Annotated in this window: 14 protein-coding genes and 2 pseudogenes; 6 read left to right on the forward strand and 10 right to left on the reverse strand. The window is 54.1% G+C overall.

What is annotated here, in order from left to right; all coding sequences use genetic code 11:
* Positions 1 to 946 precede the first annotated feature (946 nt).
* Genes LCM21_RS16835 through LCM21_RS16845 form a run of 3 tightly spaced genes read right to left on the reverse strand, consistent with a single transcriptional unit; the run spans position 947 to position 4,310 of the window.
* Positions 947 to 2,125, reverse strand: a complete 1,179-nt coding sequence (locus tag LCM21_RS16835; RefSeq protein ID WP_224891644.1) for a carbohydrate porin — start codon at positions 2,123 to 2,125, stop codon at positions 947 to 949.
* Positions 2,122 to 2,886 (reverse strand): DUF3299 domain-containing protein, encoded by a 765-nt coding sequence (locus LCM21_RS16840; RefSeq protein ID WP_224891645.1) that lies wholly within the window; start codon positions 2,884 to 2,886, stop codon positions 2,122 to 2,124. The genes LCM21_RS16835 and LCM21_RS16840 overlap by 4 nt, the downstream gene beginning before the upstream one ends.
* 26 nt (positions 2,887 to 2,912) lie before the next feature.
* Complete coding sequence (locus tag LCM21_RS16845) at positions 2,913 to 4,310, reverse strand: amidohydrolase family protein (protein WP_224891646.1); 1,398 nt, start codon at positions 4,308 to 4,310, stop codon at positions 2,913 to 2,915.
* Between the two features lie 141 nt (positions 4,311 to 4,451).
* On the opposite strand from LCM21_RS16845, the gene LCM21_RS16850 reads away from it, so the two are divergent.
* Entirely contained in the window at positions 4,452 to 5,462 is a 1,011-nt protein-coding gene (locus LCM21_RS16850; RefSeq protein WP_224891647.1) for an AraC family transcriptional regulator, read from the forward strand.
* 254 nt (positions 5,463 to 5,716) lie between these two features.
* Here the strand turns inward: LCM21_RS16850 and LCM21_RS16855 are convergent, their stop codons facing one another.
* Positions 5,717 to 5,932 carry a hypothetical protein gene (locus tag LCM21_RS16855; RefSeq protein WP_224891648.1) on the reverse strand — a complete coding sequence of 72 codons (216 nt, stop codon included), beginning with the start codon at positions 5,930 to 5,932 and terminating at the stop codon, positions 5,717 to 5,719.
* Positions 5,933 to 6,019: 87 nt separating this feature from the next.
* Between LCM21_RS16855 and LCM21_RS16860 the strand changes: the two are divergent.
* Positions 6,020 to 6,187: pseudogene (locus LCM21_RS16860) on the forward strand (IS5/IS1182 family transposase); the annotation flags it as partial.
* A 181-nt stretch (positions 6,188 to 6,368) separates the two neighbouring features.
* On the forward strand, positions 6,369 to 7,097 hold the full coding sequence (locus LCM21_RS16865) for a hypothetical protein (RefSeq protein WP_224891649.1): 729 nt from the start codon (positions 6,369 to 6,371) through the stop codon (positions 7,095 to 7,097).
* A 370-nt stretch (positions 7,098 to 7,467) separates the two neighbouring features.
* Here LCM21_RS16865 and LCM21_RS16870 read toward each other — a convergent pair.
* Positions 7,468 to 8,491 (reverse strand): annotated as a pseudogene (locus LCM21_RS16870) (IS110 family RNA-guided transposase).
* Positions 8,492 to 9,558: 1,067 nt separating this feature from the next.
* Here LCM21_RS16870 and yghX point away from each other — a divergent pair.
* Positions 9,559 to 10,470 carry a YghX family hydrolase gene (yghX, locus tag LCM21_RS16875; RefSeq protein ID WP_224891650.1) on the forward strand — a complete coding sequence of 304 codons (912 nt, stop codon included), beginning with the start codon at positions 9,559 to 9,561 and terminating at the stop codon, positions 10,468 to 10,470.
* Positions 10,471 to 11,017: 547 nt separating this feature from the next.
* Positions 11,018 to 11,647: a hypothetical protein gene (locus LCM21_RS16880; RefSeq protein ID WP_224891651.1), complete on the forward strand. Its 630-nt coding sequence runs from the start codon at positions 11,018 to 11,020 to the stop codon at positions 11,645 to 11,647.
* Between the two features lie 213 nt (positions 11,648 to 11,860).
* Here LCM21_RS16880 and LCM21_RS16885 read toward each other — a convergent pair whose 3' ends face one another.
* Together LCM21_RS16885 and LCM21_RS16890 are read right to left on the reverse strand one after the other, a co-directional pair.
* Positions 11,861 to 12,697: an SDR family NAD(P)-dependent oxidoreductase gene (locus tag LCM21_RS16885; protein ID WP_224891652.1), complete on the reverse strand. Its 837-nt coding sequence runs from the start codon at positions 12,695 to 12,697 to the stop codon at positions 11,861 to 11,863.
* A gap of 125 nt (positions 12,698 to 12,822) precedes the next feature.
* A complete protein-coding gene (locus tag LCM21_RS16890) occupies positions 12,823 to 14,016 on the reverse strand; it encodes an adenylate/guanylate cyclase domain-containing protein (protein WP_224891653.1) in 1,194 nt (397 codons plus the stop codon).
* Between the two features lie 247 nt (positions 14,017 to 14,263).
* Here LCM21_RS16890 and LCM21_RS20895 point away from each other — a divergent pair, with 247 nt between their 5' ends.
* Positions 14,264 to 14,362: a hypothetical protein gene (locus LCM21_RS20895; protein WP_420854636.1), complete on the forward strand. Its 99-nt coding sequence runs from the start codon at positions 14,264 to 14,266 to the stop codon at positions 14,360 to 14,362.
* Between the two features lie 433 nt (positions 14,363 to 14,795).
* Here the strand turns inward: LCM21_RS20895 and urtE are convergent, their stop codons facing one another.
* The 3 genes from urtE to urtC are packed head-to-tail and all read right to left on the reverse strand — an operon-like array spanning position 14,796 to position 17,492.
* Positions 14,796 to 15,512, reverse strand: coding sequence for an urea ABC transporter ATP-binding subunit UrtE (gene urtE / locus LCM21_RS16895; protein WP_224891654.1), 717 nt, complete (start codon positions 15,510 to 15,512; stop codon positions 14,796 to 14,798).
* Positions 15,493 to 16,233 carry an urea ABC transporter ATP-binding protein UrtD gene (urtD, locus tag LCM21_RS16900; protein WP_068339509.1) on the reverse strand — a complete coding sequence of 247 codons (741 nt, stop codon included), beginning with the start codon at positions 16,231 to 16,233 and terminating at the stop codon, positions 15,493 to 15,495. Before urtD ends, urtE begins: the two co-directional genes overlap by 20 nt.
* Positions 16,230 to 17,492, reverse strand: coding sequence for an urea ABC transporter permease subunit UrtC (urtC, locus tag LCM21_RS16905; RefSeq protein ID WP_224891655.1), 1,263 nt, complete (start codon positions 17,490 to 17,492; stop codon positions 16,230 to 16,232). Before urtC ends, urtD begins: the two co-directional genes overlap by 4 nt.
* Between the last annotated feature and the right edge of the window lies 1 nt (position 17,493).

Consider the following 17,493-nt stretch of genomic DNA (forward strand, 5'->3'; position numbering starts at 1 on the left):
CTCGGTCTAAGCCAGCGTCAGAAAGATAAACAATCCTTTGTGTAAACGTCCGCTTCGTCCGCTCTCCCGACCTCAGGTCACGCAACTATCTCGCGGGAGCAGCGAATGTTTCTTCTAACGAGCCACATCGCAGCGACGGTGAACAGGGTCGAATGGCAGGAATGGGCCGGACTGTCACTTTTGCGCTATGACAGAATGTAGAAATCGCCAATGGTGGAGGGCATTGTCCCTGCCGCTTTCCTTTCGTGGGCCAGCGGGACTTGGACAAGCCAAACGCCCCTGGCCGTCAGGGTGAGGACGTTGCTCTCCCCCTCGGGCAACTCTTTTAGACAGGGCCGTGTCCTCGGATTTGCCTGCGGGCCGCACCACCCCTGTCGAATAGCGTTGCCTCGCCCACTCCCGCGTTCGCCTTGTGGCAGCTTAGCAGGAACAGGCAGCTTCGCTTCCTGACCTACAAATCAGCTCTGATCTTCCGAAAGGGAAGTCAGATCAAACCAAACTGCCTGCGGGAGTATGAAATAGGGGCGGCGTGTTAGTTGATGACGCAAAGGTCAAATTCAACTGATATCCAACATCGGGCGTGCCATCTGATGTCGAACGTTCACCTAGTTTCTGGTCCAACTATGACGGTTGGGTCAGGTTCGTGTGACGTTCAGCATTATGAGTGAAATGTCACTGATTTCTGACACAATCGACTTCCAAAACCTCAACAAATCGGTAAATCGCGTCATTCAATTCTGACCCAAACATCAAGCAATTCTGACCCAGTAAAGAAAGCTGCCATTCATCAACGCTGCGGCTAGGGTCCGCAGCGAGCCCAGTTTGACGTATACTGCGCTATGTCCCAATGACGGCAAGGCGCAGATAAAGCGGACTTTGCAAAGTCCTGTCTCCTACCTCATTCACCTATTGACGCAACCCTTTTTCCGAGTGCGATTACCCCATATTAGAAAACGATCCGTGTTCTTAGGCCGAACAAGGTAATTTGGTCCTGATCAGGGTTCAGAAGCGGGTCAGAAATGAACTGCAGTGACGGCGTGATCTGCAGCCCAGGTGAGATCGAAAAACGGTAGAATGCCTCGAGCGTGAATTGATCGCCGTCTATGCCTCTTGCCTCGGCCCAGTTCAGGCCCACACCGGCCAGATCGGTGTTGCGACCATAATAGCCCAGACCGGCAGAAACCGACCGCTCATAAAGCGCTGCGGTCCCCTTTGAAGCCCCTGCGCGGAAAAACGGCATCCACTTATTGTCAACAAACCATGCAGCAGAAAAAGCAGCACCGTAGTCCTCTGCTCGGCTACCATCGTCAGCGGCATCCGCATGCCAAAAGGTCAAATGGATATTGTCGAAGTAGATGCGATCAAAGCCGGAGGTGTAACCAAGTTCGAGTGATTTGAAGAGATTGCCATCGCTAAACACATCGAAATTTGGATCAGACGGGTCGGCGTTTGCGTCTGAGACGCTCGCAACGGCGTAGAGGTTCTCGCTCAGCTTTATTCCACCGGCAATGCCAAGTCCTTGGTTGGGCGCGTTAATTGTCGGGTTGGTATTGAATGACAGGTTTTGGAAACCACTGTAGGGGCTTACCAACCCGTAGATATCCACGAAATCCGTTACATCAATCTGTCCGACTTGCAGCGTCCACGAACCGTTCTCGGCCCTTTGGGTCCAGAACAGGTTGGTCAATAACAAACCATTATCGTTGAAGGCTGTCCCTGTGATCGAAAGGGCTCCGCCATCCAGCCCAAGGAATTGCGGAGCAACATCGGTGTAACTGTGCCTGTCTTCGATCTTGAATGTCAGAGAACCCCGTTCAGTTGCCTGCCAACTGCCGTAGAAACGAGCGATTCCACTTGCGGCTTTACCGGCTCCTAAATCAGCATTCGTGGTTTGGCCCAATGCCAAGTAATCAATGTTGAACCGAAACCCACCCTCAGCCAGCCGGTCTTTCCACCCGAACCAACCCGGAGCGATATTGCGTGGAAAATCGGAACGATATTGCGGATCGGTCAGGCCATCTCCGGGCTCTAGATCAGCTTCGACCGAAGATGGACCGGATAGTCCCTGAGCCGAGGCCGTGCCAGTGACAGCAATACTCAGTGTAGCAACCAGAAGTCTTATCATTCAGACGCCTTTGCCCCGCTGGTCTTGCGGTTGCCTGCCGCCCGGATGCGATCAGCGGCGCGCTGCTTCCATTCCAGCCTGTCTGCTTCGGTTTCGAGCGTTTCGACACGTTCCGTTTCCAACTGGAAGGTCGCATTCATAGGCATCAGGCCATCCACAACCATCATATTTTGAATAGAAGGGTCGATAGTCAGCATGCCCGTCAGCCGAACGGGTTCATGGAAATAGCTGGGCGTCCAGTCCCCGTTCAACCGCACACGGATCATCTGGTTGGGCGGAGGTGGGGGCATGTGACTGCACATCCCTCTTTCTGGCACCAGATAAGCCACAGGTCGACCGTCCGGATCACTCGGAGCAGGTATGGCAAAGCCCGCCAGTGTAATTGTTTGTCCGTCAAATTCCGGATTTCCGTTCGTTCCAGCCTTTCTTCGACGTTCCGTTACGACCTCGCGCTGATCGAGTAGCCAGTCGACATCAATTCCATCAGCTGCCAAGGCATCCTCAGTCTCGGCTAAAAGCGCTTGCCATTTCTGCCGTTCTTCGGCGCTGCCAACCTCCTGCTGCAACCTGCCGCGTATACGCACAACGAAAAGCACATCGTCGAACTGTTCAGGGCTGAGATCACGATAGGGGTCATCAAAGACCTGCGCAGACGGATCTGGCAGGTCTGCCCAGTCCATCGCGGTTCCAGGCGTGGCCGTGGCAACATGACCGCACAAAACCAACCCTGCGAATACTGCGGAGCAAAACCAATTTCGCATGAATGCTCTCCGGCTGCTTTATCTGGTCAATCCAGTGTGTTTTTGTAGATCACACCGTCCTTCATGATCAGTCGGATCGTCTCGGGGCTTTCGGGCCTCGGGTCGGCACCGAACCACTGATCGCCCGTACCAACGACCGAGAAATCCTCGAGCGGGTTACCGTCGATCAGCAGGATATCCGCATAGGCGCCTTCTTCAATCACACCCAGTTTCCCAGCGGTATACGGGTTCATGAAGTCACCTGACAAAGCGACCACCTCGCCACCCGTCGATGTCAGCGTGACCATGGATGTGTAGGGCCCGAAAAACTCGTTGTTCAGGTGCTTTTCGTAGGCAATCTGGATATTGCAGGCCTCAACCGAACCAACACAGTCAGTCTGGAACCCTCGCTTCACCGGACATTCCTTCATATTGTCGATGTAGCCTGCAAATGTTGCCGATGCAGACTTGGCTTTGGCAAGGCTCGACGGGACGTTTGCCACTGCCGGAATATCGAGCAGCCCGGGATCGAAGGCCGTCAGGTTGGTGGTAATGTATGCGCCTTTTTCGTTCATGACCTGGGCAATTTCACAGTCAAACGAAAAGCCGTGCTCGATGGACATGACGCCTGCATCAAGCGCACTCAGGATCGCTTCCTTGCGGTACGAATGCGCCATGACATAGCTGCCATACTCATTGGCGACTTGCACTGCGGCCCTGATTTCCTCGGGCGATCCGGCCAGTAGTTGCCATGGATCAAAGGCTGAAACCACGCCCCCGGATTGCATGAATTTCAACTGTGTCGCGCCCATGCGGAAGTTGTTGCGTGCAAACCTGTAAACGTCGTCCACCCCGCTAACTTCCTGCGCCATGTTCAGACGGCTCATGTTGGTCTCTGAATCCGGTGGAGCGGTGAAATTCGCGAAGTCAGCATGACCGCCGCGCGTTCCGATAAATGCACCGGACGGAAAGTAACGCGGGCCGTCAATTTGTCCTGCGTCAATTGCGCGGCGCAACCCGCCATTGGCCCCACCCGCATCCCTGACTGTGGTGAAGCCCTGCATCAAATACATCTCGGCCATCCGCGCACCGTGTATGGCAAAGTCTTCCCACGTTGTGTTGGCCTCCATCGCGGGCAAGGTCGGTCCCATCAGCATCAGGTGGGCGTGCAGTTCGATAAACCCGGGGGTCAGTGTCCGCCCCTCTCCGTCAATAACCGTGGCATTGGGGGCATCGATCGCATCGGTTGATACGGCCTTAATCAGGTTGCCCTCGACCAATACGCTTGCATTCTCGATACGCTGTTCATTCACGCCATCGAAAACATGCACGTTGGTAAACAGCGTTAGGGGTTCTTCTTGATCCTGAGCCTGCGCGGACGTTGACAAAGAAAGACCTGCAGCGACAATAGCCGTCGAGCAAAGCGACATTCGTAGACCGGACATAAGTACTCCCTTCATATTCATGTTTTGCCAACTGTAGCCCGGAAAGTTTTGCCTCGGTTGCCAGTTTCGCATTAGGATGTTCGAATGTGACCACAAAAATGGCCACTGAGCACAGCATTTGATCCTGAAAGGGTGACGAGAATGCCATTCAACGCCACCTCCCAAGAACATAGCGAGGGCTTTGTTCGCCTCTCATTGGCTGCTCCGTTTCTGCGGCATCTCACTGACCGGGACATCAATCCTCAACCCGCCTTGGATCAGGTCGGTTTAAAAGCCGAACTGCTGTCCGACCCATCGGTCTACGTCCATTCGGAGTTGGTCTACGGCCTGTTAAATGCCTTCTCGGACTTGTCGGGGGATCGATACCTTGGACTGAATGTCGGAGAGACGTTTGACCTGCAAGAATGGCCACCGTTCGCTCAAGCCCTGCAGTCTACAAAAACGCTGTTCGAGTTTTTTACGCGCTTCGTTGGGCTTGTACCGCAGGAGTCCAATTCTGTGCGGCACAGCCTTGTTATCGAAGCGGACAAAGCGACTTATCGTATCAAGAGGCAACAGGAACCAACTGTCCCACCCATTCAGGTGACCGGTTTTGGTGCCGCAATCTACGTACGCCTATTACAAACCGTCGTCGGAGATTCATGGGATGCTTCTCGTGTGCGATGGGAAAGCAGATATATCAATGGCCTGCCTATCGACTACAAAGGGATCGAGGTTGGCCTTGGGACTGATCCCGGAATGCAAATTAGTTTTCCAGTGGAATGGTTGTTTTTGCGCCTTGTTTCTGAGGGCTCTGCCAAACACATAACCTCACCGCGACGAGATCAAGACGTAACCGTGGTGGCGGCCTTGCGATCTGTCTTACGCGACAAACTGGATGAAACCGATTTGGGGCCGGAGGTAGTGGCCGGTTTGTTGGGAATACAACCTGAACGGTTTCTCAAAGCACTTCAGCAACAAGGCACAACGCTACCCCGCGAAATCAAACGGCTGCGTGTCGATGTCGCCAAAGAGCACCTCATAGAAGACCAGATGACAATTGCGGAGATTGGTCTGTTGCTCGGTTATTCTGACAAGTCCCATTTCACTCGCTTCTTCCGAGGTCAGACCGGAATGACACCGACCAAGTTCCGAAACAAACAAATGTGCTAAAACAAAAAACGAGTGCTTAAAAGAGGTTGCTCTATTGGTACCAGCTTGCAGAACTCGCGGTGCGAATTTAAACAAAACAGGCAACGGCTTAAAGGGGTCGGTTACGACCGTCGAAACAACTGCTGCAACTGGCGGTGCCGTTGTGTACTGCGGAGTTTGTGAAGCTTGGTATCGAATGTCCGGCTTGGCTGGATGCGGTTATTTCAGCGGTGAAAGCGAGTTACTGGTATGTCCCGCATGGCGGACGTTGCCCCTTATTGTGAACCCAGAGTCCAAACTCTGGGATTCTGCCTCGCCTCATCCTTGACGTGAACAACATAGATCGCACAGCCAAAGATCGCGCAGAAGATCAGCAAGTTCACAGCCAAGGTCCTGAATACACCACGGCGGTAATTCCGCCCCTTCCACGTGCCCTTGAACTCATCCGGCTTGCGGGACCTCGGGTTGGTATGCTCGAAGCTTCTGGCCACGGATGCCCCCTATTGTTGAACTTCAATTATCCGCTTTGAGTCCCAAGCTGCCATAAACGAAGCTGCTAAATGTTTCCATTCAGCGAAGGCCGAAAGCAGCGCAAGACGTCGGTCAAATACGACGAGCGCAAATACATACGTCGAAACAGCATAGAGATATTGTTTGGCAGGCTTAAGGGTTGGAGGCGCGTGGCCATCCGCTATGACCGCTGCTCCAAGATCTTCCTCTCAGCAACAGTCATCTACTGTCTATGACTCCTGACCCCAAGTTTTTTAGTAATTTTTCGGAAACAATAAGACTGTTGTAAACTGAATTGATGCGATCAAATAGCCAAAAGCTTCTTACAAATCATGTAATTTCGGCAATGCAATTTACCTTCAAAAAACTGCCTCTAAGCTAATAGTCCGTTTTGAAACTAGGAGAGCAAAGTCTAGAGTGCCGAATTTACCAACTCCTTTCCAATACCTTTTTTTGGCAGCCGCAGTTATTATTCCTACATCGGCGCTGGCTGGCTTTTCTCTTGTTTTATCGAATACCACCGAAAGTGAAATCGGGCGACTTGCCTTCGAGGTGTTTTGGGTTGGTGAAGAATCAAACGTGCCAACATTCATTAATTTTTTGCTCCTTATTGTATCCAGCGGCTTCATTGCTTTGGCGGCCGCGCAGGCATTTTCCGATAGGGATCCGTGGCGCTGGCATTGGCTTGGTCTTGCGGTTGTGGTTCTTCTCGCGGCGTTCGACGATGCTGCTCAGGTACATGAGCCAGTTGGTACATACCTAACAAAGGGTATTGAAGGGAGCGGGTTGTTCGCGTGGGAGTGGGTCTACTACGGTTTCGCGGTTGTTGCGATACTCGTGCTGCTTGGATTTCGTTTTGTGGTGTACGGCATGGATGCTGCGCCAAGGCGATATCTAGTCCTTGGTGCACTCGTCTATTTTGGCGCTGCACTTGGACTAGAGATGGTTTCAGCCTTTATGTGGTTTCACGAAATGGACAACGGCCGTTACGTGACACTGCTTGAGGAAACGTTTGAAATGTTTGGTGCCGCTCTCTTTGGAGCCTGCGGACTGAGGCAATTGATGCCGGTGCCAGAAGTCAGAAAGGCGACGCACACTTCTTCTCAACCCAGATTTGGCACTGCCCGCGAGACTACAAGGTTCTAGGTCAGTGGAAATACGAGAGGTGCCCAGAAGTGACGGCATTCATGAAATGGTCGCACTTACCAATGACCGTTCAGCCCGCACAGTGTTCGTTCACTTCGACTAATCGTGCCACGAAGGAGCGAACGGCGTTTGTGGATGGCTCCTGCATAGCAAGACATTTTTGATCTGATTTGTGCACTTGTCAGAAGCAGTCATGTGTCCGGCCTGTTTGCGCGGGTTTGACCGCTGGCCCTGATGGGTTCCGCAAACCAAGCTCCTATCAGCTTTGCGGGCTGTCATGCCCGCGCCATTCGGCGGAGTGTCCTGGTTTTGGCGGTAGACTTAGGCACCATCATCTCGCGGGTCTTGCTAACTCGATGTTCCTTTCGTTTTAGACAACGGCGCGTGGGTTGTAAGGTTCGTTTCGGGTGAGCACCGCCCAGACGATCCGGGCGGTCTTATTGGCCATAGCGACAGTTGCAACCCGCGCGGTCTTGCGTTCGAGCAGTGATGTCAGCCACTTGCTGGCACGTTCGGGGTGAGACCGTGTTTGTCGAACGAGTGATGTCATGCCGACGACAAGCGGAAAGCGCAAATATTGATCACTCATCTTGGTGATCCGCCCCAGCTTCTCCTTGCCGCCGCTGGGTTTGTTTTCAGGGGTCAGACCCAGCCAGGCAGCAAACTCCCTGCCGTCTCTGAACTAGTGCCCATCGCCGATGCTGGCGATGATCGCAGACGCCGTTACGGCACCCACGCCCGGGATCGTGCGCAACAAGCGCACCCGTTCATCTTCTTTGCCCACTTGCTTCAGACGTTCCTCGTACCATTGGACCCGCCTATGCAGAGCCATGAGTTATTCGGACAGGTTACGGATCACATCGTTGGCGATGTCTGGCAAGTCGAGCACTTCGCCAAGAGTGATATTTTCTGCAAAACCAATGACGCGCGCCAGCCCTCTTGGGATGTAAATACCGAACTCAGCAACCAAGCCACGCAGGCCGTTTTATCAACTGCGTCCTTTGACGGACCAAAAGATCGCGCGCCCGATGCAGCGACAGAAGAGACTGTTGTTCGACGGTCTTAATCGACACGAAACGCATGGTTGATCGGGTCACGGCCTCGTAAATCGCCTCGGCATCAATGGCATCTGGCTTTCCGCGTTTGACGTAGGGCTTCACATACATCGGACGAATCAACCGAACCTCATGGCCCAGATCCGTGACTTCGCGGGCCCAATGATGTGCGCTGCTGCAGGATTCCATGCCGATTAGACAGGGCTCCAACTTCGCAAAGAACGGCAGAAACTGCGCCCTCCTTAGCGGCTTGTTGAACACCACGTCTTCCGGAGAGGTGATCCCATGGACTTGGAAAACGTTCTGGGCCAGATCAACGCCAATTGTGGTGACTTGCATGGGGTGGCTCCTCTCATAACCAGACTTTGACACCTGCACTATGGCGCATTGCGACGCCGGTTGAAGCAGGAGCCATCCACCCCATCAGGTTTGTCCGCACTGCTGACGTCCGAGCTAATTTGACCAACCCAATTCGATTGGTGGTACGTTCGATCCCAAGCCTCAGTTCGATCTTTTTAATGCAATAAGATTAGGTCACCGGAGCGGACCGCGCAGTCGGTTCTTAGGCTTCTGTGGTATCGCCTGTCAGGCGCACCCGATAGCGCATCTCTCTGGTAGGGTATCTGTTTGCCTCCAATCAGTCGCTAAGTCGATTTGTTCTATGCCTTCGGCAACGCCGTCCGTTGATCTTCGAAGAGCTTTAGCAGTACCATCCAAGGAGTTTCGGGTTTCCAAGCTTAAGTCACCGATACCGCCCACAGCGTGATGGAGCATGTTGTCCAAACAGATCGCTAGCGCGTTCGCTTCCATTGCGAGGCCAAGAATGTCGTCGCAGATGTCTTTGGGAGATTCTTTCACCATCTCGTTTCCTTTCTAATATGGTGTTTGAGAACCTGACACTGGCAGGACAGCGCACGGGTAGTTCGAGTTCAGAAACGAAAAAGAAAAGACGTCGGAGATACACCATATGTTGGGCAAAATGTGGAGCAGAAGAACTCAAAGTCCCAGTTTTGCCTTATTTTACATGATGTTGGACTTACCAAGTGGCGGACCGAGGAGCAACTATATATTTTTCGTAATTATTTGTTAAATTTTAAAAAAATAATTAGCCATGATTCCCATACCACTAAATATACCACACTGAACATAGGATCTGGCGCTTTAAAGCCTCAGGTTCGAGTATGACAGAACGACCGGTAAGACGTAATAACAGACACTCGCGCAAAGTGCAGCAAACGACTGCTTCGAGCCCAGAGTGACCGATGCCGCAGCTTGCTCGGATGTCAGCTTCGCTTTGCGGCGAACATGGGTACTTGTACATCAACCGTAAGCCTGAAACACCCAGAAAAGAATCTGGTCGCCGCAAGGTTTGCCACTATCTTTTGAGGCATCAGGGAGAACACAAAATGACCGACCAGACACCAGCCCGTCGATTGACCGCAGCAGATTTTGATCAGGATCTTCTCGATCTCTACGACTACTACGCTCACGGAAAAATCTCGAAACGAGAGTTCCTCGACCGCGCCGGAAAATGGGCGGTCGGCGGTCTGACCGCTGTTGCGATCCTCAGCACCCTCTCACCGAACTATGCGCTGGCCCAACAGGTTGCCGAGGACGATCCAGACATCGCCGGCGAAGACATCGTCTATTCCAGTCCGAACGGCACCGGCAACATCACGGCCTATCTTGTCCGTCCATCCGAGATCGATCCCGACAATCCGCCTGCGGCGGTCCTTGTGGTTCATGAAAACCGAGGTCTCAATCCGTACATCCGCGACGTGGTGCGTCGTCTCGGCAAGGCCGGTTTCATTGCCATGGGGCCTGACGGACTGTCCTCGCTCGGGGGTTACCCGGGTACTGATGATGAAGGTCGCGAAATGCAGCGCACCCTCGATCAAGGCCAACTGCTCAATGACTTCTTTGCCGGCTTTGAATACCTTCAGGCACTCGAGGGGACGAATGGCAAGGTTGGCGCGACAGGCTTCTGCTATGGTGGTGGGGTCGTCAGCAGGCTGGCCGCTGCCTATCCTGAGATGGCGGCAGGCGTTCCGTTCTACGGTTCATTCCCGGATGCGGAACAGGTCCCGGGCATTGAGGCACCGCTTATGGTCCAGCTCGCGGCGCTCGATCAGCGCATCAATGCCATGTGGCCGCCGTTTCAGAGGGCCATGGAGGCAAACGACAAGATCTATGAAACGCACATATACCCGGGCGTGAACCATGGCTTCCACAATGACACGACACCGCGCTATGACGAGGCAGCAGCGATGCTTGCAGAGCAGCGAATGGTCGCCTGGTTCCGCACCTATCTTGCTTGATCGGAAAAGTCGCGCCTGCCAGGCCCGGTGGGCGCGACCTTTTCTGAATAGCGGTCGTTCGCTTCAAGTACGAGTAGGCCGGGTTTGTCCGCACAGCGGTCGTTCTGGCGATCACGTCGCGGCGCTGCAGCAAAGAACTGCTTTGAGCCTAAACCGGGCTATCTGATTGTTCTTTTGTGAATGAACCGAAGTCCTTTGCACAAACTGTTCAACCTGATGGTACTGAAGCGCTCCGCCAGACGCTGTACAAATCCCGATGGCACAGTCGCTTCCTGTTGATTTAGGTCAACGCTCGACCATTAGTTCTATGGCAGGGTTAGAGCCCTTTTGGGGAGGAATGGAATATGCGCGTTGCAGTCCTTGACAAAAAAACAAATTCAGCAAAATCAACAGAAAAAATTGGGGTGGTCGACCGGCTCCAAAAACTGCGATCTCTTATCGTACTAGTTTTTACTCTGGCTCTCGCTTCTATTTATTTTCCAAAAAATGCTTTATCTGCTGAGATCGAGACGAACCTTTTTTTGTTTCTGAAAACAAAAAGTCACGCGTGGCTTCGAAAGTAGGACCCTATTCCGACAAACGCCGGTGGCAAATTTACAAAAAACTGGACAAGGAGTTTAGTCGTCTTTGGGATAAACCTGCCAATCCCGTGGCAGCTACAGCCAACACACGTACTTTTGGAGGCTTTCCGTATCTTCTTTTGGAAGACCGCGATCGCGATGGAGTGGCGGACTTTTATGCCTACCTTCAAAATAAGAGCAATCAAGATACCCAAGAGTTCGGCGCTTTCTGGGATCTAGCGGGAGATGGAACGCCGGATTGGTTGGTGTTCTATGGTGGGCTGAGTATCGCTGAAGGTACAAAGATGGCATTCTGGCATCGCCACCTTATCGACCGGAACAATGATGGGGCATTCGATACTCTGGTCGTTAATAATATCGATCAAGATGGCAACGGCATGATCGAACAAGGCAAGACGGTTTGGCTATACGATGCGAACTTCGATGGAAGAGTAGACGCTGCGGAACACATCATCAGAGGAAAAGTAACCACATTAAAGGCGGAGAATGGTCGTTTTGATACAAAGAATCCATTTAGCGATCCAGTTCCCGTTGGAGAACGCTTTCCCATAATTTTTGATCAAATCGCGAGTGATATCAAAAAGGTGAAGAACTAGACGTGTGGCGGTCAAAAACAGTCGTTTTGTCCGTTATACGAAAGCGGCCATTGGCCCCACCACAGCGAAAGCTCATTTTGTCCGCAGAGCAGACATTTGTCGCGATTGAGCAAATGATCGCTCCGAGCCCAAAGCAGCTATCGCAAGAATGAATAAAGTAGGCAATTGGGTTCAAGTTTTTGTGCGACCCACAATTCCTCTGAGGCTTCAGAGTTAGTCTTTCGACATATGATCTGCGAACGCCTTTTCGTAATCTGGATGCCAGCGGCTGAGCGCGGGGCGATTGTAGATAATGTCCCCCGCTGCCCAGGAAATACGTTTTTCGTCTATGTCCCGCGAAACGTCGTTGTCTGGGCAAATCACATAGAAATCACCGCGATCCACACTGTCGATAAAGAAATCTGCGGTTTGTTCAGCGGTCCAGGCGGAAGGAGGCTTGTCCTTGGCACCGATCATGTTCGTATGGACGAACCCAGGCACCAGCAGATGGGCCGTGAGATTTGCGCCCGCGGTGTTGCGAAGTTCGTGTGAAAGGGCCTCAGTAAAGGCTTTTAGCGCTGCTTTTGACACGTTGTAACCCGGATTGCCGGGAGGAGTGGTAATACCCTGTTTTGAACCTGTATTTATGACGGCGCCCGGACGCTCTCGTGAAATCATTCCTGGCAAGAATGCTTGGCATCCGTTGATTGCGCCCCAAAGGTTTACATTCAGCATTTTTTCCCACGCATCTCGTGGACCCAAGCAGGACGAGCGAATACCAACGCCGGCATTGTTCATAAGAATGTCAGTACCGCCGAAACGGGTCGCGACTTCTGCTTCTAACGCTAATACTTGTTCAAGATCAGACACGTCGGTAACCGAAGTCATAGTTTCAGGTGATCCGACCTCACGCAGCGCAGCCGCGGCTTCTTCCAGCTTACCTTCGTCCAAATCGACAATGACAATGCGCATGCCCATTTGAGCGAACTTGGCGGCAGATGCGTACCCAATCCCGGACGCACCACCGGTGACGACTGCAACAGAGTCAGATTTCAGTGCTGGATGAGCCATGTTGGGTCCTCTTGATCAAGTAGTTTAACGCTTTTCGTTGCCCGGATGGTACGTCGGGCAAATGGTTTTAGACGTATCCATAAAAAGTAGTCTTGGAGTTACAAAAAACGCTTTTTGTTTGCCGATTAATCCAGTGTAAACAGCTCTTGCCGTTCAGCAACACCCCGCAGCCTGTATTGCCCAAGTGAAACCAGACTCGGCACCTCTTCGACCAGTTCACCGGCAACTTTACTAGAAAGCAGGATGTTTTGATCAAGAGCGTTGCACATTCCCAGAATACGAGACGTTGTGTTTACTGCCGGCCCGACAACTGTGAAGTCGAGGCGTGATCTGCCGCCAATATTACCGTAGAGAACGTCCCCTGCATGCAGGGACAGTGTGAAGCCGGTAGTCGGTAAGCCGTCTGTAACTCTGCGTTGGTTCTGATCTGTAAATGCGGCACGTAGTTCAATGGCTGCCTCAATTGCGACGCGATGCGCGTCAGGGATCTGGTTAATGTCAAAAATGGCAAGCATGCCATCGCCCATAAACTTCAGAACGTTACCGCCATTGCGCTCAACAATTTCAACGACCTCCGCAAAGTAGGCGTTCAGCAACTCGATAATTGAATGACCAGGCAGCGCTTCAGACAGCTTGGTGAAATTCTGTAGATCAAAATACCATATGACGGCTGAAATGGTTTCAGACGAACCGCGGGTGATGTCCCCGGACAGAACGCGTTTGCTGGCATCTCGGCCTAGATATGCGGCAGTGATATCTTCTGCCATCAACCTGTTTGCCCCGCATTTGAGGGTCAGGCAAAGAGGCGGTATCAATTGTCGTAGACCATCCAATTGTGGGTCCGTAAAGCCGCCAACTGCGTCAGTCGCCAAAGAGATAATAGCCCCTTCTTCGGCATGCATGGGGTCAACCGGCGCTGCGTGATTTTGGCGAAGGAAGAACCGTTTTACAGCAAAATAGTCTGTGGCGCCGCGCTCGCGAAGTTCATCAAAAATCGGAAAGTTGAGTTCTGGGTCGTCGACAGTCAGGTTTTGCCTGATCTCTTCAACATTGTTTGCCAAGAGATAATAAATCGGGCTCAGAATATACTCTTCGGGGGCGCTTGTTCGCCGGACGAAGTCTTGGCGCTCGTTTCCGCCTTCTCTGTGCCATCGAAACGCAACTGTCCCAATCTCAGGGTGATGAGCGCGTAAAGTAATATTCGCTCTCTGAATGGGAATGCCTGCGGTGAGAAGTCGATTGCAGAATTCTTCAAGCCAGATTTCAACCGGAGCATTCTCCAAGCCCTGTTGAACCAGCCAATCGGCCAAGTCTTTCAAGGCTGCGGTCATCTCAAAGTTCTGGATCGAAGGAGCTGCCATCGTGTCCTCGTTTAAGCTCAGTAAAAGAAGCCGACGAAACCCTTCTGCCGTTGCACTAGTCGAAAAAAGTCGCAGTTCCGTTGGTTCATGCCAAAGCAGGTGGGACCCGAGTGTAGCTTTCAGAAAATCGCAGTCAAACTTGCGCCTATGTGCCACTATCGAGGAATACTATACGACATGTCACGGATTTTTTGAGGAATACGCATTGAATGATCAGACCCCGTCACGCCGTCTGACAGCAGCAGACTTCGATCAAGAGCTTCTGGATCTCTATGACTATTATTCGCACGGAAAGATTTCCTAGCGTGAGTTCCTGGAACGTGCTGGCAAATGGGCGTTAGGCGGATTAACCGCGGCGGCAATCCTAGGTTCACTTGCTCCCAACTATGCTCTGGCACAGCAAGTTGCTGAAAATGATCCGGGAATTCAAGCTGAAGAAATCACCTGTAGCAGCCCAAATGGAACCGGAGATAGTTCGTCTTACCTCGTCCAGCCACTAGAAATCGATCCAGACCGTCTGTCGGCAGTCATCTTGGTGATTCACGAAAACTGCGGGCTCAATTGATACATCCGCGACGTCGTCCGGCGTTTTGCCAAAGCCGGGTTCATTGCGATCGGGCCGGACGGCTTGTCTTCTCTGGGCGGGTATCTGGGTAATGATGAGGAAGGCCCCGAGAACATGCGCTTTTCGTGCTTGAGCGGGCCTGAGACGCCACGGGTTGCCTCGGCCCTTAACCTCATACCGACACGCCGGACAGCAACTCGGCACGGTCGATCGTTCCCTTTCTTCCGTTCATCCGCACCGCACCGCGTTCCAGCACGTAAAATGCGTCGCCGAGGTCATAGGCAAAGTTGAAATACTGCTCCACCAGAACGATGGCCATCTGGGCCTGCGCCCGCAGGTGTTCGATCACGCGTCCTATCTGCTGGATGATGTTGGGCTGGATGCCTTCTGTCGGCTCATCCAGCAGCAAGAGCCGCGGCCGCGTGATCATCGCCCGCGCGATGGCGAGTTGCTGTTGCTGCCCGCCTGACAGGTCGCCGCCGCGCCGGTTGAGAAAATCCTTGAGGATCGGGAATAGGTCGAACACCTCGTTTGGAATGCGATGCTCAGCCCGTGGCAGGCAGGCAAATCCTGTCTCCAGATTCTCTCGCACACTCAGCAACGGAAAGATATCGCGCCCCTGCGGAACATAAGCCACACCGCGCCGCGCGAGCGCGTGCGCGCTTGCGCTCGACACGGGCTTGCCCTCCAGCGTGACTTGCCCGCCGGACACGGGGTGCGTGCCGGAAATCGCCTTCAAAAGGCTGGTCTTGCCCACGCCGTTGGTGCCCATCACGCAGGTCACCTCCCCGCGCCGTGCCGTCATGTCGATCCCGTTCAGGATCTGGCTGCCCCCGTAATGCAGGGTCAGCCCTTCGGTTTTCAGAACCTCATCGCCCGAGATAGACATCGATCACCCTTTCGTTCTGCGTCACATGGTCGATCGAGCCCTCGGCCAGGACCGAGCCTTCGTGCAGCACGGTGACCTTGCAACCCAGCCTGCGGACGAATTCCATGTCATGTTCGACCACGACCACCGCGCGGGTGCGGGCGGCCTCGCGCAGGATATCGGTTGTGTGCTCACGCTCGGCGGGGGTCATCCCGGCGGCCGGTTCATCCACCAGCAGAAGCCGCGGCTCCTGCGCCAGCAACATCCCGATTTCCAGCCATTGTTTCTGCCCGTGGCTGAGCTCGCCTGATTTGCTGTGCAGTTTGCGCGACAGCCCGATTTCTCCGGCCAGTTCGGCGATCCTGCCGTGATCTGCCGCAGTAGGGCGGAACATCAGCACGCTGAGCGGGCCGCGCGCCTTTCTCAGCGCCATCATCAGGTTGTCAGCCACGGACTGATCCTCGAAGACCGTGGGGCGTTGAAACTTGCGCCCGATGCCGGCCTGCGCGATGCGGCTTTCGGACATGGACAGCAGTGACAGCCCCTTTTCGCCGTAACTGATCCGGCCCTCGTCGGGGCGGGTCTTGCCGGTGATGATGTCCATGAACGTCGTTTTGCCCGCGCCGTTGGGGCCGATCACCGCGCGCAACTCCTGTGTGCCGATCTGGAACGATAGGTTGTTGATCGCCTTGAAGCCATCAAAGGAAACGGAAACGCCCGACACTTCGAGAAGGGTACTCATTTCTCGGCCTCCTTTTCGCGCAGGGCGCCAGGGTCGGGTCCAAGGTCCGCGCCGTGGCGGTTGGGCGACGTTCGGTCCACGATCAGGTCTACCAGCCCACCGAGCCCCTTGGGCGCGAACAGCGTCACGGCCACGAAAGACAGACCAAGCAGCACGGTCCACCAGTTCACCCATTGGATCGTGTAGAAGCCAATGTTGATGTCGGGGGCCTGCCCGCCGGTGAACCATGTCGACAGCAACGAAACGAAGGCCGCGCCGATCACCGCGCCATAAAGCCGGCCGCGCCCACCGATTGCCACCCAGACGGCAAGGTAGATCGAGGCGATAGGCGCGATCTCGGTCGGGTTGATGATCCCCGCCTGCGGGTAGTAGAGCGCGCCCGCGATCCCAGCGATTACGGCGGTGAGTGTGAAAATGAACAGCTTAAACGCCTCGACCGGGTAGCCGAGGAAGCGTACGCGCGCCTCGTCATCGCGAATGGCCCGTATGACAGAGCCGAATTTGCCCGAAACGATCCAGGCGCACAGCAGGTACCCCGCCCCAAGTGCGAAGGCCGACCCCCAGAAGAACCACAGCGACACCGTGGCCTGCGGCACGGCATCAAGGCTCGGCAGATTCTGCAGGCCCGATAGGCCGTTATTGCCGCGCAGCCCGCTGTCGTTCTGGAACAGGTACAGTGACAGTGCAAGCGTCATCGCCTGTGTCAGGATCGACAGGTACACCCCCGTAACGCGACTGCGGAAGGCCAGCCAACCAAAGATAAGTGCGAAAAGCCCCGGGATCAGCACCACGAAGGCAAGTTGAATGGGCAGGGAATGGGCGAAGGCCCAGACCGGCGGAAACTCCGATGCGCCCACCACGCCAAATATTTGCGTCGCGATCCCGTCCGAGATTTCCTGTGCCGTTGGCGGCAACTCCGAGGCGACGAGGCTGTCGACCACAATCAGGCGGGTGCGCTCGTACATCAGCCACATACCGATGGCGTAGCCACCAAGCCCGAAAAACGCCATGTGACCCAGCGACAGGATCCCGCAGTAGCCCCAGACAAGGTCCATCGCCAGCGCCACGAGGCACAGGCAAAGCGTCTTGCCCAGCGTCTTGACGAAACTGGTGGAAATGACCCCGATCCCGAAGCCCTCGGACAAGATCGTCACGCCAAGCGTGAACAGCCCCAGCACGGCAAGGAAGATCAGCGCCGACGGAAAGCGCAGGGCCAGCGGCGTGCGAGTGTGGCTGCCGGTGAGGCTTGTCTCACTCATT

It is taken from the genome of Ruegeria profundi, from assembly GCF_020171505.1.
GTDB lineage: Bacteria > Pseudomonadota > Alphaproteobacteria > Rhodobacterales > Rhodobacteraceae > Ruegeria > Ruegeria profundi.

What these genes read in the sequence shown, in the direction of transcription:
- LCM21_RS16835 (WP_224891644.1), bottom strand. Translation starts at nt 2,125, where the DNA reads ATGATAAGACTTCTGGTTGCTACACTGAGTATTGCTGTCACTGGCACG.
- LCM21_RS16840 (WP_224891645.1), bottom strand. Translation starts at nt 2,886, where the DNA reads ATGCGAAATTGGTTTTGCTCCGCAGTATTCGCAGGGTTGGTTTTGTGC.
- LCM21_RS16845 (WP_224891646.1), bottom strand. Translation starts at nt 4,310, where the DNA reads ATGTCCGGTCTACGAATGTCGCTTTGCTCGACGGCTATTGTCGCTGCA.
- LCM21_RS16850 (WP_224891647.1), top strand. Translation starts at nt 4,452, where the DNA reads ATGCCATTCAACGCCACCTCCCAAGAACATAGCGAGGGCTTTGTTCGC.
- yghX (WP_224891650.1), top strand. Translation starts at nt 9,559, where the DNA reads ATGACCGACCAGACACCAGCCCGTCGATTGACCGCAGCAGATTTTGAT.
- LCM21_RS16885 (WP_224891652.1), bottom strand. Translation starts at nt 12,697, where the DNA reads ATGGCTCATCCAGCACTGAAATCTGACTCTGTTGCAGTCGTCACCGGT.
- urtE (WP_224891654.1), bottom strand. Translation starts at nt 15,512, where the DNA reads ATGTCTATCTCGGGCGATGAGGTTCTGAAAACCGAAGGGCTGACCCTG.
- urtD (WP_068339509.1), bottom strand. Translation starts at nt 16,233, where the DNA reads ATGAGTACCCTTCTCGAAGTGTCGGGCGTTTCCGTTTCCTTTGATGGC.
- urtC (WP_224891655.1), bottom strand. Translation starts at nt 17,492, where the DNA reads ATGAGTGAGACAAGCCTCACCGGCAGCCACACTCGCACGCCGCTGGCC.